Source organism: Rhizobium sp. PEPV16, assembly GCF_008919455.1.
Lineage (GTDB): Bacteria > Pseudomonadota > Alphaproteobacteria > Rhizobiales > Rhizobiaceae > Rhizobium > Rhizobium leguminosarum_Q.
Map to the genome: position 1 here is coordinate 1 of NZ_VSZV01000311.1, position 15,853 is coordinate 15,853.

Annotated in this window: 16 protein-coding genes and 2 pseudogenes; 12 read left to right on the forward strand and 6 right to left on the reverse strand. The window is 61.7% G+C overall.

Annotated elements, in window-relative coordinates; all coding sequences use genetic code 11:
• Nucleotides 1-105 precede the first annotated feature (105 nt).
• The gene (locus FY112_RS18195; RefSeq protein ID WP_017957877.1) at nt 106-948 is read right to left on the reverse strand and encodes a transporter substrate-binding domain-containing protein; all 843 of its coding nucleotides are present in this window, start codon (nt 946-948) and stop codon (nt 106-108) included.
• Between the two features lie 196 nt (nt 949-1,144).
• Here FY112_RS18195 and hutC (FY112_RS18200) point away from each other — a divergent pair, with 196 nt between their 5' ends.
• The gene (gene hutC / locus FY112_RS18200; protein WP_011654961.1) at nt 1,145-1,900 is read left to right on the forward strand and encodes a histidine utilization repressor; all 756 of its coding nucleotides are present in this window, start codon (nt 1,145-1,147) and stop codon (nt 1,898-1,900) included.
• A 39-nt stretch (nt 1,901-1,939) separates the two neighbouring features.
• Here the strand turns inward: hutC (FY112_RS18200) and hutC (FY112_RS18205) are convergent, their stop codons facing one another.
• Entirely contained in the window at nt 1,940-2,659 is a 720-nt protein-coding gene (gene hutC / locus FY112_RS18205) for a histidine utilization repressor (RefSeq protein ID WP_151519011.1), read from the reverse strand.
• Between the two features lie 60 nt (nt 2,660-2,719).
• The gene (locus tag FY112_RS18210) at nt 2,720-4,066 is read right to left on the reverse strand and encodes a formimidoylglutamate deiminase (protein ID WP_017957875.1); all 1,347 of its coding nucleotides are present in this window, start codon (nt 4,064-4,066) and stop codon (nt 2,720-2,722) included.
• Between the two features lie 122 nt (nt 4,067-4,188).
• Between FY112_RS18210 and hutI the strand changes: the two genes are divergently transcribed.
• The 6 genes from hutI (at nt 4,189) to FY112_RS18240 (ending at nt 11,052) form a co-directional block, all read left to right on the forward strand.
• The gene (hutI, locus tag FY112_RS18215) at nt 4,189-5,451 is read left to right on the forward strand and encodes an imidazolonepropionase (RefSeq protein WP_151519012.1); all 1,263 of its coding nucleotides are present in this window, start codon (nt 4,189-4,191) and stop codon (nt 5,449-5,451) included.
• The gene (gene hutH / locus FY112_RS18220; protein WP_017957873.1) at nt 5,448-6,983 is read left to right on the forward strand and encodes a histidine ammonia-lyase; all 1,536 of its coding nucleotides are present in this window, start codon (nt 5,448-5,450) and stop codon (nt 6,981-6,983) included. The genes hutI and hutH overlap by 4 nt, the downstream gene beginning before the upstream one ends.
• Nucleotides 6,984-7,166: 183 nt before the next feature.
• Nucleotides 7,167-7,970: an N-formylglutamate deformylase gene (hutG, locus tag FY112_RS18225; RefSeq protein WP_017957872.1), complete on the forward strand. Its 804-nt coding sequence runs from the start codon at nt 7,167-7,169 to the stop codon at nt 7,968-7,970.
• 22 nt (nt 7,971-7,992) lie between these two features.
• Nucleotides 7,993-9,666 (forward strand): urocanate hydratase, encoded by a 1,674-nt coding sequence (gene hutU / locus FY112_RS18230; RefSeq protein ID WP_026158370.1) that lies wholly within the window; start codon nt 7,993-7,995, stop codon nt 9,664-9,666.
• A gap of 5 nt (nt 9,667-9,671) precedes the next feature.
• Nucleotides 9,672-10,247: a HutD family protein gene (locus FY112_RS18235; RefSeq protein WP_094088473.1), complete on the forward strand. Its 576-nt coding sequence runs from the start codon at nt 9,672-9,674 to the stop codon at nt 10,245-10,247.
• Between the two features lie 175 nt (nt 10,248-10,422).
• A complete protein-coding gene (locus FY112_RS18240; RefSeq protein ID WP_026158369.1) occupies nt 10,423-11,052 on the forward strand; it encodes a J domain-containing protein in 630 nt (209 codons plus the stop codon).
• Between the two features lie 21 nt (nt 11,053-11,073).
• Here FY112_RS18240 and FY112_RS18245 read toward each other — a convergent pair whose 3' ends face one another.
• On the reverse strand, nt 11,074-11,775 hold the full coding sequence (locus tag FY112_RS18245; protein WP_026158368.1) for a DUF899 family protein: 702 nt from the start codon (nt 11,773-11,775) through the stop codon (nt 11,074-11,076).
• Nucleotides 11,776-12,223: 448 nt separating this feature from the next.
• Between FY112_RS18245 and FY112_RS18255 the strand changes: the two genes are divergently transcribed.
• From FY112_RS18255 to FY112_RS18270, 4 genes are all read left to right on the forward strand, one after another.
• Nucleotides 12,224-12,655, forward strand: coding sequence for a hypothetical protein (locus FY112_RS18255; protein ID WP_017957867.1), 432 nt, complete (start codon nt 12,224-12,226; stop codon nt 12,653-12,655).
• Complete coding sequence (locus tag FY112_RS18260; protein ID WP_017957866.1) at nt 12,655-12,927, forward strand: hypothetical protein; 273 nt, start codon at nt 12,655-12,657, stop codon at nt 12,925-12,927. Before FY112_RS18255 ends, FY112_RS18260 begins: the two co-directional genes overlap by 1 nt.
• 164 nt (nt 12,928-13,091) lie before the next feature.
• On the forward strand, nt 13,092-13,382 hold the full coding sequence (locus FY112_RS18265) for a hypothetical protein (RefSeq protein ID WP_017957865.1): 291 nt from the start codon (nt 13,092-13,094) through the stop codon (nt 13,380-13,382).
• Between the two features lie 48 nt (nt 13,383-13,430).
• Nucleotides 13,431-13,739: a hypothetical protein gene (locus FY112_RS18270; RefSeq protein ID WP_017957864.1), complete on the forward strand. Its 309-nt coding sequence runs from the start codon at nt 13,431-13,433 to the stop codon at nt 13,737-13,739.
• Between the two features lie 13 nt (nt 13,740-13,752).
• Here FY112_RS18270 and FY112_RS18275 read toward each other — a convergent pair.
• Both FY112_RS18275 and FY112_RS18285 read right to left on the reverse strand, forming a co-directional pair.
• Nucleotides 13,753-14,138, reverse strand: a pseudogene (locus tag FY112_RS18275) (ATP-dependent DNA ligase); the annotation flags it as partial.
• Between the two features lie 478 nt (nt 14,139-14,616).
• Nucleotides 14,617-14,877 (reverse strand): DUF982 domain-containing protein, encoded by a 261-nt coding sequence (locus FY112_RS18285; protein ID WP_017957861.1) that lies wholly within the window; start codon nt 14,875-14,877, stop codon nt 14,617-14,619.
• 632 nt (nt 14,878-15,509) lie between these two features.
• On the opposite strand from FY112_RS18285, the pseudogene FY112_RS37910 reads away from it, so the two are divergent.
• Nucleotides 15,510-15,724, forward strand: a pseudogene (locus FY112_RS37910) (hypothetical protein).
• The last annotated feature ends 129 nt before the right edge of the window (nt 15,725-15,853 follow it).

Here is a 15,853-nt window from a genome sequence, read left to right on the forward strand (position 1 = left end):
GGATTCAGATTTTAGGCCGACCCGGCCTAAAATCATCCTGTTCGAGCATGCTGTTTCCGGCGATCAAGCCGGAGACAGGCGTTTCCGGCCGAAGGGCCGAAACGCTTACTGCAGCGGGCTGACGTCCATCTTGAACCACTTCATCGACAGGGTCTTGACCGTGCCGTCGGCGAGTGCGGACTTGATCGCTTCGTTGAACTTGTCGCGCAGATCAGTATCGGCCTTGCGCAGGCCGAGGCCTTCACCCTCGCCCCAGATCGAGCCGGCGATCTCTGGGCCGGTGAAGGCGAGCGTGTCGTTGGCGGCCTTAAACGCGTTGGCGAAATAGACGGCGTCATCGAAGCCGAGGTCGATACGGCCGTTCTGGAGGTCGAGGTCGCGATCGGCGCCGGTCTTGTATTCGCGGATCTCGGCGATGTCGCCGAAATTGTCATAGACGAACTTGGCGTAGACGGTGGCCGCCTGGATGCCGATCGTCTTGCCCTTGAAGACTTCCTTCAGCGCGTCGATCTCCTTCACGCCGGTCTGGCCGGGCGTCATCTTGATTGTGGCGCCGGTGCCGGCGGCGTTCGACAGCGGGCTGTCCTTGGCGGCGGCGAAGGCGGCGGGCGTGGCGGCATAGGGAATGGTGAAGTCGATGATCTTCTTACGCTCTTCGGTAATCGATAGCGCATCCATGATAACGTCGAACTTGCCGGCGTTGAGCGCCGTGATCATGCCGTCCCAGTCGGAGGCAACCAGCGTGCATTCGATCTTGGCGCGCTCGCAGAGCACCTTGGCGAGTTCCGGCTCGAAGCCGCCGAGCGTGCCGTCGGCATTGGTGAGGTTCCAGGGCGCATAGGCGCCTTCGAGTGTAATAGTCGCCTTCGTCCAGTCCTTGGAAAAGGCAGGCGCGGCGAAGGCGGAAAAAGCCGCCACGCCACAAAGCAGGATTGCGCTGAATTTCATTTGTGAATTCTCCTCTGGAGTTGAAACAGACCTTGCGGCACCACGACCGATCTTCGCCGGCTTGCCCTTTCTTGTCCTATTTTTCTCAAAGGACCGATTGGGAGGTTGTATATGGTACCATATGAGATATTTTGTGATATGCAAGAGGGAAAGTCGAATTATGTGGCGAATTCCATTCGTGCAAAAGGAATAGGCAATGAAGCGTCCCGGCGAGATGAAGCGCGAACTGGCGGAAAATGACAGCACTCCCCTTTATGCCGGCGTCAAGCAGGTGATCCTCGACCGGATCCAGAGCGGCGAGTGGCCGCCGAAATACCGCGTGCCCTCGGAAAACGAACTGGTCGTCGAACTCGGCGTCAGCAAGATGACCGCCAACCGGGCGCTGCGCGAACTCGCCAACGAAGGCGAACTCATCCGCATCCAGGGCGTCGGCTCCTTCGTCGCCGAGCGCAAGGGCTATTCGGCACTGTTCGAAGTCCGCAATATCGCCGAGGAAATCGCCGAACGCGGCCATGTCCACGAGGCCGCTGTCGTCGTTCTCGCCCAGGAAACCGCCTCTCCCGAGGTTGCCGACGCGCTCGAATTGCCGATCGGCGCTGCGGTTTTCCACTCGCTGATCGTCCACAGCGAAAACGGCGTCCCCGTGCAGATCGAGGACCGCTTCGTCCATCCGGAAGCCGCCCCAGAATATCTCGCTCAGGATTTTTCGACGCTGACACCGAACGCCTATCTGACGGCCGCAGCCCCGCTCAGCGGCTCCGAGCACGTCGTCGAGGCGGCAATGCCGCAGGCTTGGGAATGCAAGCTCTTGACCATCATGAAGACCGAACCCTGCCTGACGATCCGCCGGCGCACATGGTCGGCAAAGCAGGTAGTCTCGACCGCCCGCCTGGTCTATCCCGGTCACCGTTACCGGCTGGAAGCGCGCAGCGGCAAAATGTTCGAGGAATGAAAACACCGGTCATGTTGTATATGGAACATGACCGACTTCTTACGATGCTGGCGTGAATCGGGCGACCAGCGCGTGCCGATCGCCCGGATAGGTGAAGCGCACATGCGTCACCGGGCCGGCGCCGCTCCATGTGCGGCGTTCGACCACGAGGCAGGCGGTATTGCGCGTTATATCGAGGACGGCGGCCACTTCGGCATTCGCGGAAACGGCATGGATCCGGTGTTCGGCCGTGCTCCACGGCACCTGGTTGAGCAGCCACGGACCCGGCGCCATCGTCAGGAAATCGGCATCAGCGGCTTCCGGTACGGTCGCAAGGCTGATCAACCGCTCCTCCAGGCAGAAGGGCCGCATGCCGGCATTGTGGATGCAGACGACCTCGACGACCGAAGAGGCGACCGGCAGTTCCAACCGTCGACTGTCGTCCGCCTTGGCCTTGCGGCTCGTCTTCTTCGATACCGCATAGGAATAGGGCAGGTTCAGCGACTGCACCTCGGCCTTGATGTCGTGGATTTCGAGAATGGCGGATTGCGCCTGCGGCTGGGTGACGAAGCTGCCGGATTTCTTGCGGCGCTCGATGAGGCCGGCCTTGGCAAGCTGGGTCAGCACCTTGTTCACCGTCATGCGCGAGCAGTCATACTGCGTGGCGAGATCGACCTCGAAGGGAATGCGGTGCCCCGGCGGCCAATCGCCCGAGACGATACGGCCCTCGATGTCGCTGAGGATGCGCTGATGCAAGGTGGGATCCCTGCTTTGATTCATCGCCACGCTCCGATTAGTCTCCCGCTCTAATTCGAATGTCCGGATAGGAAAAGCTCTTTTTCAGGCGGCCAGCAATTCGCCCATGACAGCCAGGAAACGCCGGTCGATAGCATCGCGCCTGAGATGGCGCCCGCCCTCCACTTGCTTGCGGCCATGTGCCCAGACGCAATCGACGGCGACGCCGCCGGCAAACACCCAATGGTCGAGAATCTGGTCGCCAGAGAGGTAGGGAACGGCCGCGGCATTGAGCGAAACGAAATCGGCATGATGCCCCTCAGCGAGACCTGCTGGTGCTTTCAATGCGGCACCGCCACCGGCAAGCGCTTGGCTGAACAGCGAAAGCGCCGTCGAACCGCCGGGTGCTGCGACGACGTTGCGGGCGCGAAGCGCCAGGCGCTGCGAATATTCGAGCTGACGCAGTTCCTCCGGCACGGAGATCAGCACGTTGGAATCCGAACCGATGCCATAACGCCCGCCCTCTTCGAGGAAAAGCGGCGCGGCAAAGGCGCCGTCGCCGAGATTGGCTTCGGTGATCGGGCAGAGACCGGCGATTGCGCCGCTTTTCGCCATCCGCCGCGTTTCGTCCCCGGTCATGTGCGTCGCATGGATCAGGCACCAGCGCTCATCCACAGGCGCATGATCGAGCAGCCATTGCACAGGCCGGGCGCCGGACCAGGCGATACAGTCCTCGACCTCCTTCACCTGCTCGGCGACATGGATATGGATGGGACCGGCGCCCGCCATCGGCACCAGCCTTGTGAGCTCGTCCGGGGTTGCGGCGCGCAGGCTGTGCGGCGCCAGCCCGAGCTCGGCGCCATCGAGCCGGCCGGTCACCGCCCGGCATCCCTCCATCAGCCTTTCGAAGCTTTCGAGCGAATTGATGAAGCGCCGCTGGCCGTGGATGGGGGCAGCTCCGCCGAAACCGGAATGGGCATAAAAGACCGGCAGCAGCGTCAGGCCAATACCGGTCTCATCGCTCGCAGCACCAATGCGTTCGGCAAGCTCGGCGATATTGGTGTAGGCGCCACCATCCCTGTCGTGGTGGAGATAGTGGAATTCGCCGACCCGGGAAAAACCGGCCTCCAGCATTTCCGCATAAAGCTTGGCGGCGACCGCCTCCACATGCTCCGGCGTCATCGCCAGGGCAAATTTATACATGACAGTGCGCCAGCTCCAGAAGCTGTCATTGGCCGGGCCGCGCACTTCCGCAAGGCCGGCCATCACCCGCTGGAAGGCATGGCTGTGCAGGTTCGCCATGGCGGGAACGAGAAGAGCGTGGCGTTCATCGCCGGGTTCGGGAGCGGTGCCGATTTCGATCCGCGCGATGCGCCCGGCCTTAAGCGTCAGCCGCACGTCTTTCTGCCAGCCCTGCGGCGTCAGCGCCGTGCCTGCGTGAAGCGTGGTCATGACCTTCCCTCTCCTCTTGCCGTGCCGCCGATCTTTCTTTTCCAGAAAAGCGCACAAAATTTCTCTTGTCACCTGTCGATTATGTATATACATGTTTTGGCATAAGGAAAGGCGCAAAGCTGATGACCGGGAACAATTTTTCAGACGAAGCCCCTTCTGCCGACACCCGCCCAGTGCTGTGGCGCAATGCGCGGCTGGCCACGCTGGCGCCGACAAAATCGGGGCTCGGCATCGTCGAAAAGGGCGCCGTGCTGATCGAAAACGGCCGCATCGCCTTTGCCGGCGCCGAAAGTGAGCTGCCGGCATCGGCCATCGAACATTCCGACATTATCGATCTCGAAGGCCGCTGGGTAACGCCTGGTCTCGTCGACTGCCACACCCATATCGTCCACGGCGGCAACCGCGCCCGCGAGTTCGAAATGCGCCTAGCAGGCGCGACCTATGAGGAGGTCGCCCGCGCCGGCGGCGGCATCGTCTCCTCGGTGAAGGCCACCAATGCGCTGTCGGTCGAGGAGCTTGTCGCGCAGGCTCTGCCGCGGCTCGACACGCTGCTTGCCGAAGGTGTGACGACGATCGAGATCAAGTCCGGCTACGGGCTGAACCGGACCGGTGAAGTGAAAATCCTGCAGAGCGCCCGCCTGCTCGGCCACATCCGTCCGGTCCGCGTCGCCACCAGCTATCTCGGCGCCCATGCGACGCCTGTAGAATATAAGGGTCGCAACGGCGATTATCTCGACGATGTCGTCCTGCCCGGTCTCGACGACATGCATGGCCTTGGTCTTGCCGATGCCGTCGACGGCTTCTGCGAGGGCATCGCTTTTTCCACGGCCGAGATCGCCCGCGTCTTCGACAAGGCCAAGGCGCTTGGCCTGCCGGTCAAGCTGCATGCCGACCAGCTCTCCAATCTTGGCGGCGCCAAGCTCGCCGCGTCCTATGGCGCACTGTCAGCCGATCACCTCGAATATCTCGACGAAGATGGCGTTGCGGCGATGGCCGCAGCCGGCACCGTCGCCGTGCTGCTGCCCGGCGCCTTCTACGCCATCCATGAAAAGCAGAAGCCGCCGGTGGAGGCGCTGCGGCGGGCAGGCGTGCCGATCGCGATCGCCACCGATTGCAATCCCGGCACCTCGCCGCTCACCTCGATGTTGCTCACCATGAACATGTCGGCCACACTTTTTGGCCTCACCGTCGAGGAATGCATCGCCGGCTCCACCCGCGAAGGCGCCCGCGCGCTCGGTCTGCTCGACAAGACAGGAACGCTCGAAGCCGGCAAATCCGCCGATCTCGCCATCTGGAATATCGAAAGCCTCGCCGAGCTCGTCTACCGCATCGGCTTCAACCCGCTTCACGCACGCGTCTTCAAGGGCGAAAGGAACGGCCGATGACCATCACGCTCCACCCGGGCTCCGTCTCGCTCAAGGATCTGGAAATCATCTACTGGACCGGTGTTCCGGCAAGGCTCGATCCCGCCTTCGATGCGGGGATCGCCAAGGCCGCTGCCCGCATCGCCGAGATCGCCGCCGGCAATGCGCCGGTCTACGGCATCAATACCGGCTTCGGCAAACTCGCCTCAATCAAGATCGACAGCGCCGATGTGACCACCTTGCAGCGCAATCTCATCCTGTCGCATTGCTGCGGCGTCGGCGCGCCGCTGCCCGACAATATCGTGCGGCTGATCATGGCGCTGAAGCTGGTCTCGCTTGGGCGCGGCGCCTCGGGTGTGCGGCTGGAGCTGGTGCGGCTGATCGAAGGCATGCTGGAAAAGGGCGTCACTCCACTGATCCCGGAAAAGGGCTCGGTCGGCGCCTCCGGCGATCTTGCGCCCCTTGCCCATATGGCGGCGGTGATGATGGGCGAGGCCGAAGCCTTCTTCGCCGGCGAACGCCTCTCGGGCGCTGAAGCCCTCGAGAGGGCTGGCCTCAGACCGATCGTGCTCGCCGCCAAGGAGGGCCTCGCTCTCATCAACGGCACCCAGACCTCGACGGCGCTGGCACTTGCCGGCCTCTTCCGCGCTCATCGTGCCGCACAGGCGGCACTCATCACCGGCGCCATGTCCACCGATGCCGCCATGGGCTCATCGGCGCCCTTCCATCCGGATATTCATACATTGCGTGGCCATAAGGGCCAGATCGACACGGCGGCCGCGCTTCGCGCCCTGCTTGAAAATTCCATCATTCGCCAGAGCCATATCGAAGGCGACGAGCGTGTGCAGGATCCCTATTGCATTCGCTGCCAGCCGCAGGTCGACGGCGCCTGCCTCGATCTGCTGCGTTCGGTCGCCCGCACCCTTGAAATCGAAGCCAATGCGGTCACCGACAATCCGCTGGTACTCTCGGACAATTCCGTCGTCTCCGGCGGCAATTTCCATGCCGAACCCGTCGCCTTCGCCGCCGATCAGATCGCGCTGGCGGTCTGCGAGATCGGCGCGATCTCGCAGCGCCGCATCGCGCTGCTCGTCGATCCGGCCCTCTCCTACGGCCTGCCGGCCTTCCTCGCCAAGAAGCCGGGCTTGAATTCCGGCCTGATGATCGCCGAGGTCACCTCGGCGGCGCTGATGTCGGAGAACAAGCAGATGTCGCACCCGGCCTCGGTCGATTCAACGCCGACTTCGGCCAACCAGGAAGACCATGTCTCCATGGCTTGCCACGGCGCCCGCCGCCTGCTCAGCATGACCGAAAACCTGTTCGGCATCATCGGCATCGAGGCGCTGACCGCCGCCCAAGGCGTCGAACTGCGCGCGCCGCTATCGACCAGCCCGGAACTCGGCAAGGCGATCGCCACGATCCGCACCAAAGTTCCTAGCCTCGACGTCGACCGCTATATGGCAAACGACCTCGCCGCCGCCGCCGAACTGGTGGCGACGGGCGCACTGAACGCCTCGGTTTCGAATGGTATTCTGCCGGTTCTGGAGGGTTGAGATGATGGTGAAGGAAAAAGTCCCCTCCCCAACCCCTCCCCACAAGGGGGAGGGGCTTAACACGCGCGCCTCGCCGTATTCATCTTCCACCGCCGAATATGCGTCCGGTTCGTTATTTTACGAGGCGATGCCACAGCTTAGTCCCTCCCCCTTGCGGGGAGGGATTGGGGAGGGGTTTTCGCCATGACCTCAGTCTTCGAAATTCGCCAAGGCACCTCCCCCGTCATCCTCGGCTTCCCCCATACCGGCACCGACGTACCGGCTGAGATCGCCGACCGTCTCAACGACAATGGCAGGATGCTCGCCGACACCGACTGGCACATCCACTACCTCTATGACGGCCTGCTCGACAACGTCACGACAGTGCGCGCCACCTTCCACCGCTACGTCATCGACGCCAACCGCGATCCGGCCGGCGTCAGCCTCTATCCCGGCCAGAACACCACCGGCCTCATTCCCCAGACGGACTTCGACGGCAAGGCGATCTGGAAGGATGGGCAAGGACCTGACGAAGCCGACATCGCGGCGCGGCTGCGCGACTTTCATGCCCCCTATCATGCCGCACTTGCCGCCGAGATCGAGCGTGTGAGAGCAATCCATGGCGTCGCGATCCTCTACGACTGCCATTCGATCCGCTCGCACATTCCCTTCCTGTTCGAGGGCAAGCTGCCGGATTTCAACATCGGCACCGATATGGGCAAGACGTGCGACAGCACGATCGAACAGGCGGCGCTCACCGTCGTCGAAGCTGCCGAAGGTTACGACAGCGTGCTCAACGGTCGCTTCAAGGGCGGCTGGACGACACGCCACTATGGTCGGCCCGACACTGGTGTGCACGCGATCCAGATGGAGCTGGCGCAATCAACGCATCTTGAGACCGAGGCGGCCCCCTTTGCCTACGACGCCGCCAAGGCAGACAGACTTCGCGTCCATCTCAAAAACATTCTGGTGCGCATCGAAAAGATTGCGCCAGGCCTCAAACGATAACGATCTCGACAGGGGAACCGCCATGAACAATCCACGCCACAACATCCGCGAAATCCGCGCGCCCCGCGGCAACGATCTCAATGCCAAGAGCTGGATGACCGAAGCGCCGTTGCGCATGCTGATGAACAATCTCGATCCCGATGTCGCCGAAAACCCGAACGAGCTCGTCGTTTATGGCGGCATCGGCCGCGCCGCCCGCACCTGGGAGGATTTCGACCGCATCGTCGCGACGCTGAAGACGCTGACGGAAGAAGAAACGCTGGTCGTGCAATCCGGCAAGCCGGTCGGCGTGTTCCGCACCCACAAGGATGCGCCGCGCGTGCTGATCGCCAATTCCAATCTCGTGCCGCATTGGGCGACTTGGGACCATTTCAACGAGCTGGATAAGAAGGGCCTTGCCATGTACGGCCAGATGACGGCTGGCTCGTGGATCTATATCGGCACCCAGGGCATCGTGCAGGGCACCTACGAGACCTTCGTCGAGGCAGGTCGCCAGCATTACGGCGGCAATCTCAAGGGCAAATGGATCCTGACCGGCGGGCTCGGCGGCATGGGTGGCGCCCAGCCGCTCGCCGCCGTCATGGCCGGCGCCTGCTGCCTGGCCGTCGAATGCAATCCCGATTCGATCGATTTCCGCCTGCGCACCCGCTATGTCGACGCCAAGGCCGAGACGCTCGATGAAGCGCTTGAGATGATCGACCGTTGGACCAAGGCCGGCGAGGCGAAATCCGTCGGCCTGCTCGGCAATGCTGCCGAAATCCTGCCGGAGATGGTCCGCCGCGGCATCCGCCCCGATATCGTCACCGACCAGACCTCGGCCCACGACCCGATCAACGGCTACCTGCCGAAGGGCTGGACGATGGGTGAGTGGAAGGCAAAGCGCGAAAGCGATCCGAAGGCTGTGGAAAAAGCGGCGCGCGCCTCGATGCGCGAGCATGTCGAAGCGATGATCGCCTTCTGGAATGCCGGCGTGCCGACACTCGATTATGGCAACAATATCCGCCAGGTCGCCAAGGACGAAGGCCTCGAAAACGCCTTCGCCTTTCCGGGCTTCGTGCCGGCCTATATTCGCCCGCTGTTTTGCCGCGGCATCGGCCCCTTCCGCTGGGCGGCCCTTTCCGGCAACCCGGAGGATATCTACAAGACCGATGCCAAGGTGAAGGAATTGCTGCCTGAAAACAAGCATCTGCATCATTGGCTCGACATGGCCAGGGAGCGCATCGCCTTCCAGGGCCTGCCGGCGCGCATCTGCTGGGTGGGTCTCGGCGACCGCCACAAGCTCGGCCTCGCCTTCAACGAAATGGTGAGAACAGGCGAACTCTCCGCCCCGATCGTCATCGGCCGCGACCACCTCGATTCCGGCTCCGTCGCCTCGCCGAACCGCGAGACCGAAGCGATGAAGGACGGCTCAGACGCCGTCTCCGACTGGCCGCTGCTCAACGCCCTCCTCAACACGGCATCGGGCGCCACCTGGGTGTCTCTGCATCACGGCGGCGGCGTCGGCATGGGCTTCTCGCAGCACTCCGGCATGGTCATCTGCGCCGATGGCACGGATGATGCCGCGAGACGCCTCGAGCGCGTGCTCTGGAACGATCCGGCGACCGGCGTCATGCGCCACGCCGATGCCGGTTACGAGATCGCCATCGACTGCGCCAAGGAAAAGGGCCTGCGCCTGCCCGGCATTCTCGGGAACTGAACCCGGTGAGGATCCTGCGCGCCGGCGATCACAAACGCATGTCCTGGAAAAACGGCAAGGGACAGACGGTAGAGATCGCCGTCTTTCCACCCGGCGCTTCGATCGATGACTTCGATTGGCGCATCAGCATGGCGACCGTCGCAGAGGATGGCCCGTTTTCGATCTTTCCCGGCATCGACCGCACGCTGGCGATCCTTGATGGCAACGGCATGCTGCTTGATGTCGCAGGCAGCACGCCCGTGCTGCTGACAACGGCAAGCGATCCGCTGGCCTTCCCGGCGGATATCCCGGTTGCGGCCAGGCTCGAGGACGGAGCGATCACCGATCTCAACGTCATGACGCGTCGTGATGGGCTCGCCCATACGCTGATCCGCATCGACGTCGATGGCGACAAGACCGTGCCGCTGCCGCCCTCGACATGCCTGTTCCTCTGCCATCGCGGCGCACTCTCATTCCGACGGGACAGCGAGACCGGAGCACTTGGGGCCGGCGATGCGCTGCTGATCGACGACGCGGCCGCGACCGTGCTGGAAATCGATGGTGAAGCCAAATGTTATCTCGCTTCGATCACCACGAGCTGATCTTCGAACAACAAATTGAAAATATTAAACAATCTGTGAAACGGCGGAGCTTTGGCATAAACCATCGCCATCTCGGGCCATGGACGTTATTCCTCGTTTCGGTCTAAACTTCGCTCTTCTGATGCAGAAGAAGACCTAGACTGCCCGCAACGTGCCGGGGAGCAAGGGAGCAGGCGTGACGGATCCATACGATATTCTCGGCGTTGAACGCGATGCGGACGAGGCGCAGCTGAAGGCCGCCTATCGGCGCCTGGCGAAGGTCGCCCACCCCGATTCGGGCGGTGATTCGGAGGCCTTTGCCAATCTGCAGAAAGCCTATGGGCTGCTTCTCGATCCGGTCCGGCGCAAGGTCTACGACGATACCGGCTACGACGTCGAATTCGCCGATGCGGCCGAATTGCAGGCGCTGGTGATGATCGAGAAACTCGTTACCGACGCGGTGCTCGACGAGCGCGCACCCGGAAGTTTCGATCCCGTCGCCGTCATGCAGGACAGCCTTTCCGAAGAACTGCGAAAGGCGCGTTTCAGCAAGAGCGAACTGGAGCGCCACGCCTCGCGCATCGGCCTGCATCTGGAGCGGCTCGAAAAACAGTCCGGCCGCGATGTGCTCGCCCACATGTTCCGCGCCCGCATCGAAGCGATCTCCAAGGCGGTCGCGGAAACCGAGGCGAAGATCAAGGCGACGGAACGCGCCGCCGACATGCTCTCCGGCTATGTCTACGACATCGATCCGCCGCCGCTGCCGGATGCCGCGGTCACCAGCATCGAATGGGTCGAGGCCTCCAGAAACCGCTCCACCGGCTGACGGCGGACGACGCCGCTGAATTCAATAAGACAGCTTCGGATACCAGTCCGCCGGCCGGCCTTCAGGCGTCGAATCGATGACGGTCCAGAGCGGCATCAGGTCTGGTGCGCCGCGCGGATCCTCGCCGGGGTCGGCCGTCACCTCGCCCATCTCCTGGCTCCAGAAATGGCGGATGCTGCCGCCGCGGCGCGTGAAGACATTGAAGGCCGCGTCATCGCCGCCGCCCCTGCCGATCGCGTGATAGTCGCGGCTGTAATCGCCCGTCGGGTCGGAGTAGAGCGGCAGGTGGTGCCAGCCGCGTTCCTTCTTGAAGGCGAGCAGCCTGCCGATCGGCGAAAGTGCGACGACGGCCAAGGCCGCGCGCTGCTGGATGTCGGGCACCTCGCCGTCCCAGGCCGACAGCAGCGAAGTGCACATCGGGCAAGGGCGCTCGCGTTCCGGGCCGAACATGTAGCTGTAGACGATCAGCGTCTCCTTGTCGGCGAAGAGTTCGCTGAAGGATATCGGCCCATCCCTGCCTTCGAAGCGGTAGTCTTTCGTGACCTCGCCGCCTGGCGGCAACGCCCGGCGCTGTACCGCCACGCGCTCGATGTGCCGGCGCAATTCGATCTCTTCGGCCAGCAGCGCGTCGCGGGCAATGCGATATTCCTCACTCTCATTGGGAAACCGGACGCCGTTCTTGGCCGCGAGCACGGCGGCGGGGACCAGATGCTGATTATCCATGACAATAGCTCCTTCTGTTGCCTGAGAACGTGCTGAAGCCACGACTGGGTGCCAGCACATCATTACAAGGACGATCGGCTGAGGCGAAAATCGACAGAGCCGACGGAAAATATTCGTCACGCGCTTGGCCGGCTCGGCGCCCGGATCGCCAAAGCCCAGCACATCAAGATCGCGCGTCCGAACGCGGATCATCGAACCCGCTGATGATCAGCATCGCGCCCTTCCGAGAGGACGCCGCCGACCCGATCGTGGATATCTCGCGAGCGGATCTCCAGATTTGATTTCGTCGGGCGGCGCCGCCCTTGCGCAAACAGTAAGACAGGATGCGCAATACGCCAATGGCAGCCTTCGCCGTACATCCTAAAGCTGCGTTAACGATAGATTAATATGCAATTTGACGTGGAACCGAATTCTGCGATGTTGGCAGCGGGCAACTGAGGGGTTATCCGTGAAATTGTATCTGTTAGTTCGACGTTTCGGCGTCGTGGCGATGTCGCTCGCCTTGGCGAGCTGCACGACGACGCCGGTTGAATTTAACAACAAGCCGTCGGCCGTGAGCAAAGCCGCGCTTTGCAAGACGGCTCTGGAAACACAAGATCCAGCGTTTCAATTCCAGCTCGTGGCGGAAGTGAACCGACGCGGGATGAGCATGTTGGAATGTGAGCAGATGGTCGCTCAGCAACGGCAGGCCGCTGCGGTTCTCGTGGGGCTTGCATTGGTCGGAACCGCTGCTGCTGTATGCGCTAATGGCAACTGCGGCGGCGGTGCATATACTCCAACGAGACGCTATCCAGGCAACTGCCAGTACGATTGGCAATACGACGCCGCCGGCAATAGGTGCGGTGGCAGAAGCGCAATGTCTCGTCCGGGAGGTTGGTAATGTGGAGAGTGATGGCAACGTTGTTTGCGAGCGCTGTGCTGGTGTCAACCCTGGCAGCCCCGGTCTTCGCGCAGAGCTTCGGCGGGAATTCATGCGTCGATAACTGCGAGGGTCACAGGGCCGGCTATGAATGGGCGGAGGAGAACGGCATTCAAAGCGAGGACGATTGTTCGGGCGATTCATCATCTTTTGAAGAGGGATGCCGGACTTATGTCGAGGACTCTGACCGTGGGGCGGAGTACGACGATGATGGCAATGAGATTGACGAGTAGCACCTGATGACCCGCTCCATTTGCAAATTTTCCGGCGGCCTCCCTCCTCGGCGGCTGCGCCTTTGGACGGCCGGCAGCTCGGATGGACTGTCCGTTCGTCCGGCAAATCGTGGTGGGTCATCATTTCGCTGCGCCATCCCCAATGACCGCGCGCAGGTGAACCCATGACATCCCCCGACACCGCAACTCTCCTCGAAGACGCCGCCGATCGGATCGCAGATATCTCACGCGCCGATCTGCAGATCATGCTTCGCCGCGCGGCGCTGCGGCTGCGTAATTCCGGCGCCGTGTCGATGGAGGATGATGTCGAGGACGCCCTGCGAGACCTGGCTAGCGAGTTCGGCATGACGCGTAACGACACGATCAGGTTCATCGTGCGGGAGTGGATGGAGAAGAACACGTATCTGCCGGTGCATGAACTCGACGAAGACGGCGAAGTTGATGGCACGGCTTGATCTCTTGGTGCAAACGCTACTAGGCGTCGGTCGTTAGGGAGAAGTTTATTGGGTGCTCAAGAGCAGGCTCCGCTGTGGGTGTGGTTCGGGTTCTGCGGGTCAGGTGCCATTTGCGCCAACAGCTGGTATTGGTACATCCGGTCAATCATCTTCTATTATAAGAATGGCTTCGACTTCAGCGAAGATTTCGGCCCAAAAATTTCCGAGTTCGGAGATGATGATCGCTTTACGGCGAAGCCGAGAGAGAAACTCCTGATCGTTTGGCCTCTTTTCGTGGTGGTTAGCTCGGCCATCTTTATCCCAATTACTCTAGTTTTGACGGGGATCCTCAAGCCTTGTTACAATTGCGGGCCGTAGCGGCGCTGGCGGATTATTCCATCTCATAAACCGTCGCCTCATCCTGCACCTCCCGCAGCCCCTCAAAGGCGGCATGCCGCAGCTTCCCGTCATCCGTCCACGCCCGGTATTCGATCTCGGCGATGAGCTTTGGCTTCACGAATATTGCTCCCTTACGATCAACAGCGGCGGCCGGCGTGGATGTCACGAGGCCATCGAGCTTCTCACGAAGCTCATAAGCGTTGCGCTCGTTGAAGCCAGTCGACCCCGCCAACGTAGACTAGCTCCTTGCCCTTGCGCGCGGCGAGCAGAAGCCGACCTATCCCGGCACGCGCGACTGTGGATCGCTCGTAGCCGACGATCACAAAAACTGTCGCTCTGGATGCACTTGATCTTAACCCAGTCGCCGAGCCGGCCGGCATGTCCACTATTGCGAGGAAAAGGGATGCGAGGAGTGGGGTGGCTGGGGCAACAGTCCTTCTCCGGCCGTGGCGACCCGCTGGTGGTGCTTCGAGCATTTCACGCACAAGTCATACGAGCAGGAACAGGCACTCAGGCGAAAGCTGGAGGCGACCGAGCGTGGTGATATCGTTCAATGATTGCTGGGCTGAATCATCTGCGTATCTTTGACTGTCGGCGACGGCGACACGCTAAAATGCGGCGGGCAGAACATGCGGTTGCTGGGAAGGTGTTCCCTTCGTTTCCGGCTTCGACACACCGCAGACGCACGCGAAGTGCATGAAGGAAGGGAAGCTGGCACTTGTCGCGAAGAGCGGCAGAAAGAACTGCTGGCCTCGCGGGGCCTGAAAGTGATGTTCAGCGGCATGGACCTGCGTATGCAGCGGAACGAGAGAGCCGTGTCAGGCGCCCGTGAACTCATTTCACCGTCGGCTGAAACTCAGTGAACGGTGATCACCGGAATGCCAGCTTCGTCGGCGGCACGGATAAGCGCTGCCCGCGCGTCCTGAGCCGGAATTTCCCCATGAATTGCATTCCGGCACGCCCTAATCGCTATAAGGTATTCTTCTCCATCGTCGACCGGCCAGCTGGCCGTCAGCATTTCGGCAGCCTGGAAAAGGGTCGCGACAAGCTTGTATTTTTCCGATCCGCTTACGACGAGCATCAGAGGGGTAAACTCTCCGGATGTGTGCCATTTCATGACTTTAGTTCTCCCGCGGTAAATATATTAGTAACCGTGCAAGAACTGTTCCGTAATCTTCGCTGGCACGCCGAAGCTCGTTTCGCATGCCGCATCATGAAACGGAGAACATTAAGGCGCTTCAGTCGCATCAGCATAGCCAGCGTCAGCGCTAGCACCTGTTGCCTGGGAAACGCTCGCCAGCCTCATTACCCGCCATGCTGAAGCCACCAGGGCGGCGACACGTTCGCGAGGAAGTCGAACGCCCCGAATCATTCCGGAACGCCGACATCATCAAAATTCCGCTTCATCCGAGAATGACTGCGATTGCCTGGCGGAGCACCAGCGCTGCTACGTCGCCATGTTTCACCATCATCAAAACCGGCACTGATATCTCGATCGGCGAGCCAGGCATGGAGCCGCCGATACCATACCGCTTGCAGGATCCTCGGATCGCCTTGTCCGTCTTCTCCTAGAGAGCGCAGGCTTTTTTGATGTTTGTACCCTTGCTTTACTGTTCAAAGAGTCGGTCATGGCTCGAGACCGTCGGCAGCGATCAGTTCTCTGCTCGAGAAAAGCATCTCTTCACGGCACCACCTCTTGAATAAACGGAAGGACACGCGAGTTTTCCCGGTCAGCAAGGAGAGCAAATTATGTCCGTACCCAACGAGCCCATCGTTCCGCCGCCAGCGCCGCCGATCGGCAATCCCGAACCTGAGCGAGACCCTGGGGAGACTCCGCCGCCTGGGACGGCCCCGAGCCAGACGAGGGCGACGATCCGATGACGCAAGCTCACGCCCAGGAGGCCCAACGAAGCCCGACTTGGGGACTGCTCTGCCGCGGCGTTCAGGTGCATGTTGCTGATTGAAATCATGCGACGTTTTGTTGATTGGCATGAGCTCGCCGTCCTTGGGGGCAGATCCGCTTGATAATTGCTGGTCCATGCTAAATCGCCCCGCCATTTCAGCCTGCGAACTTGGATGATAACACGGCTTCA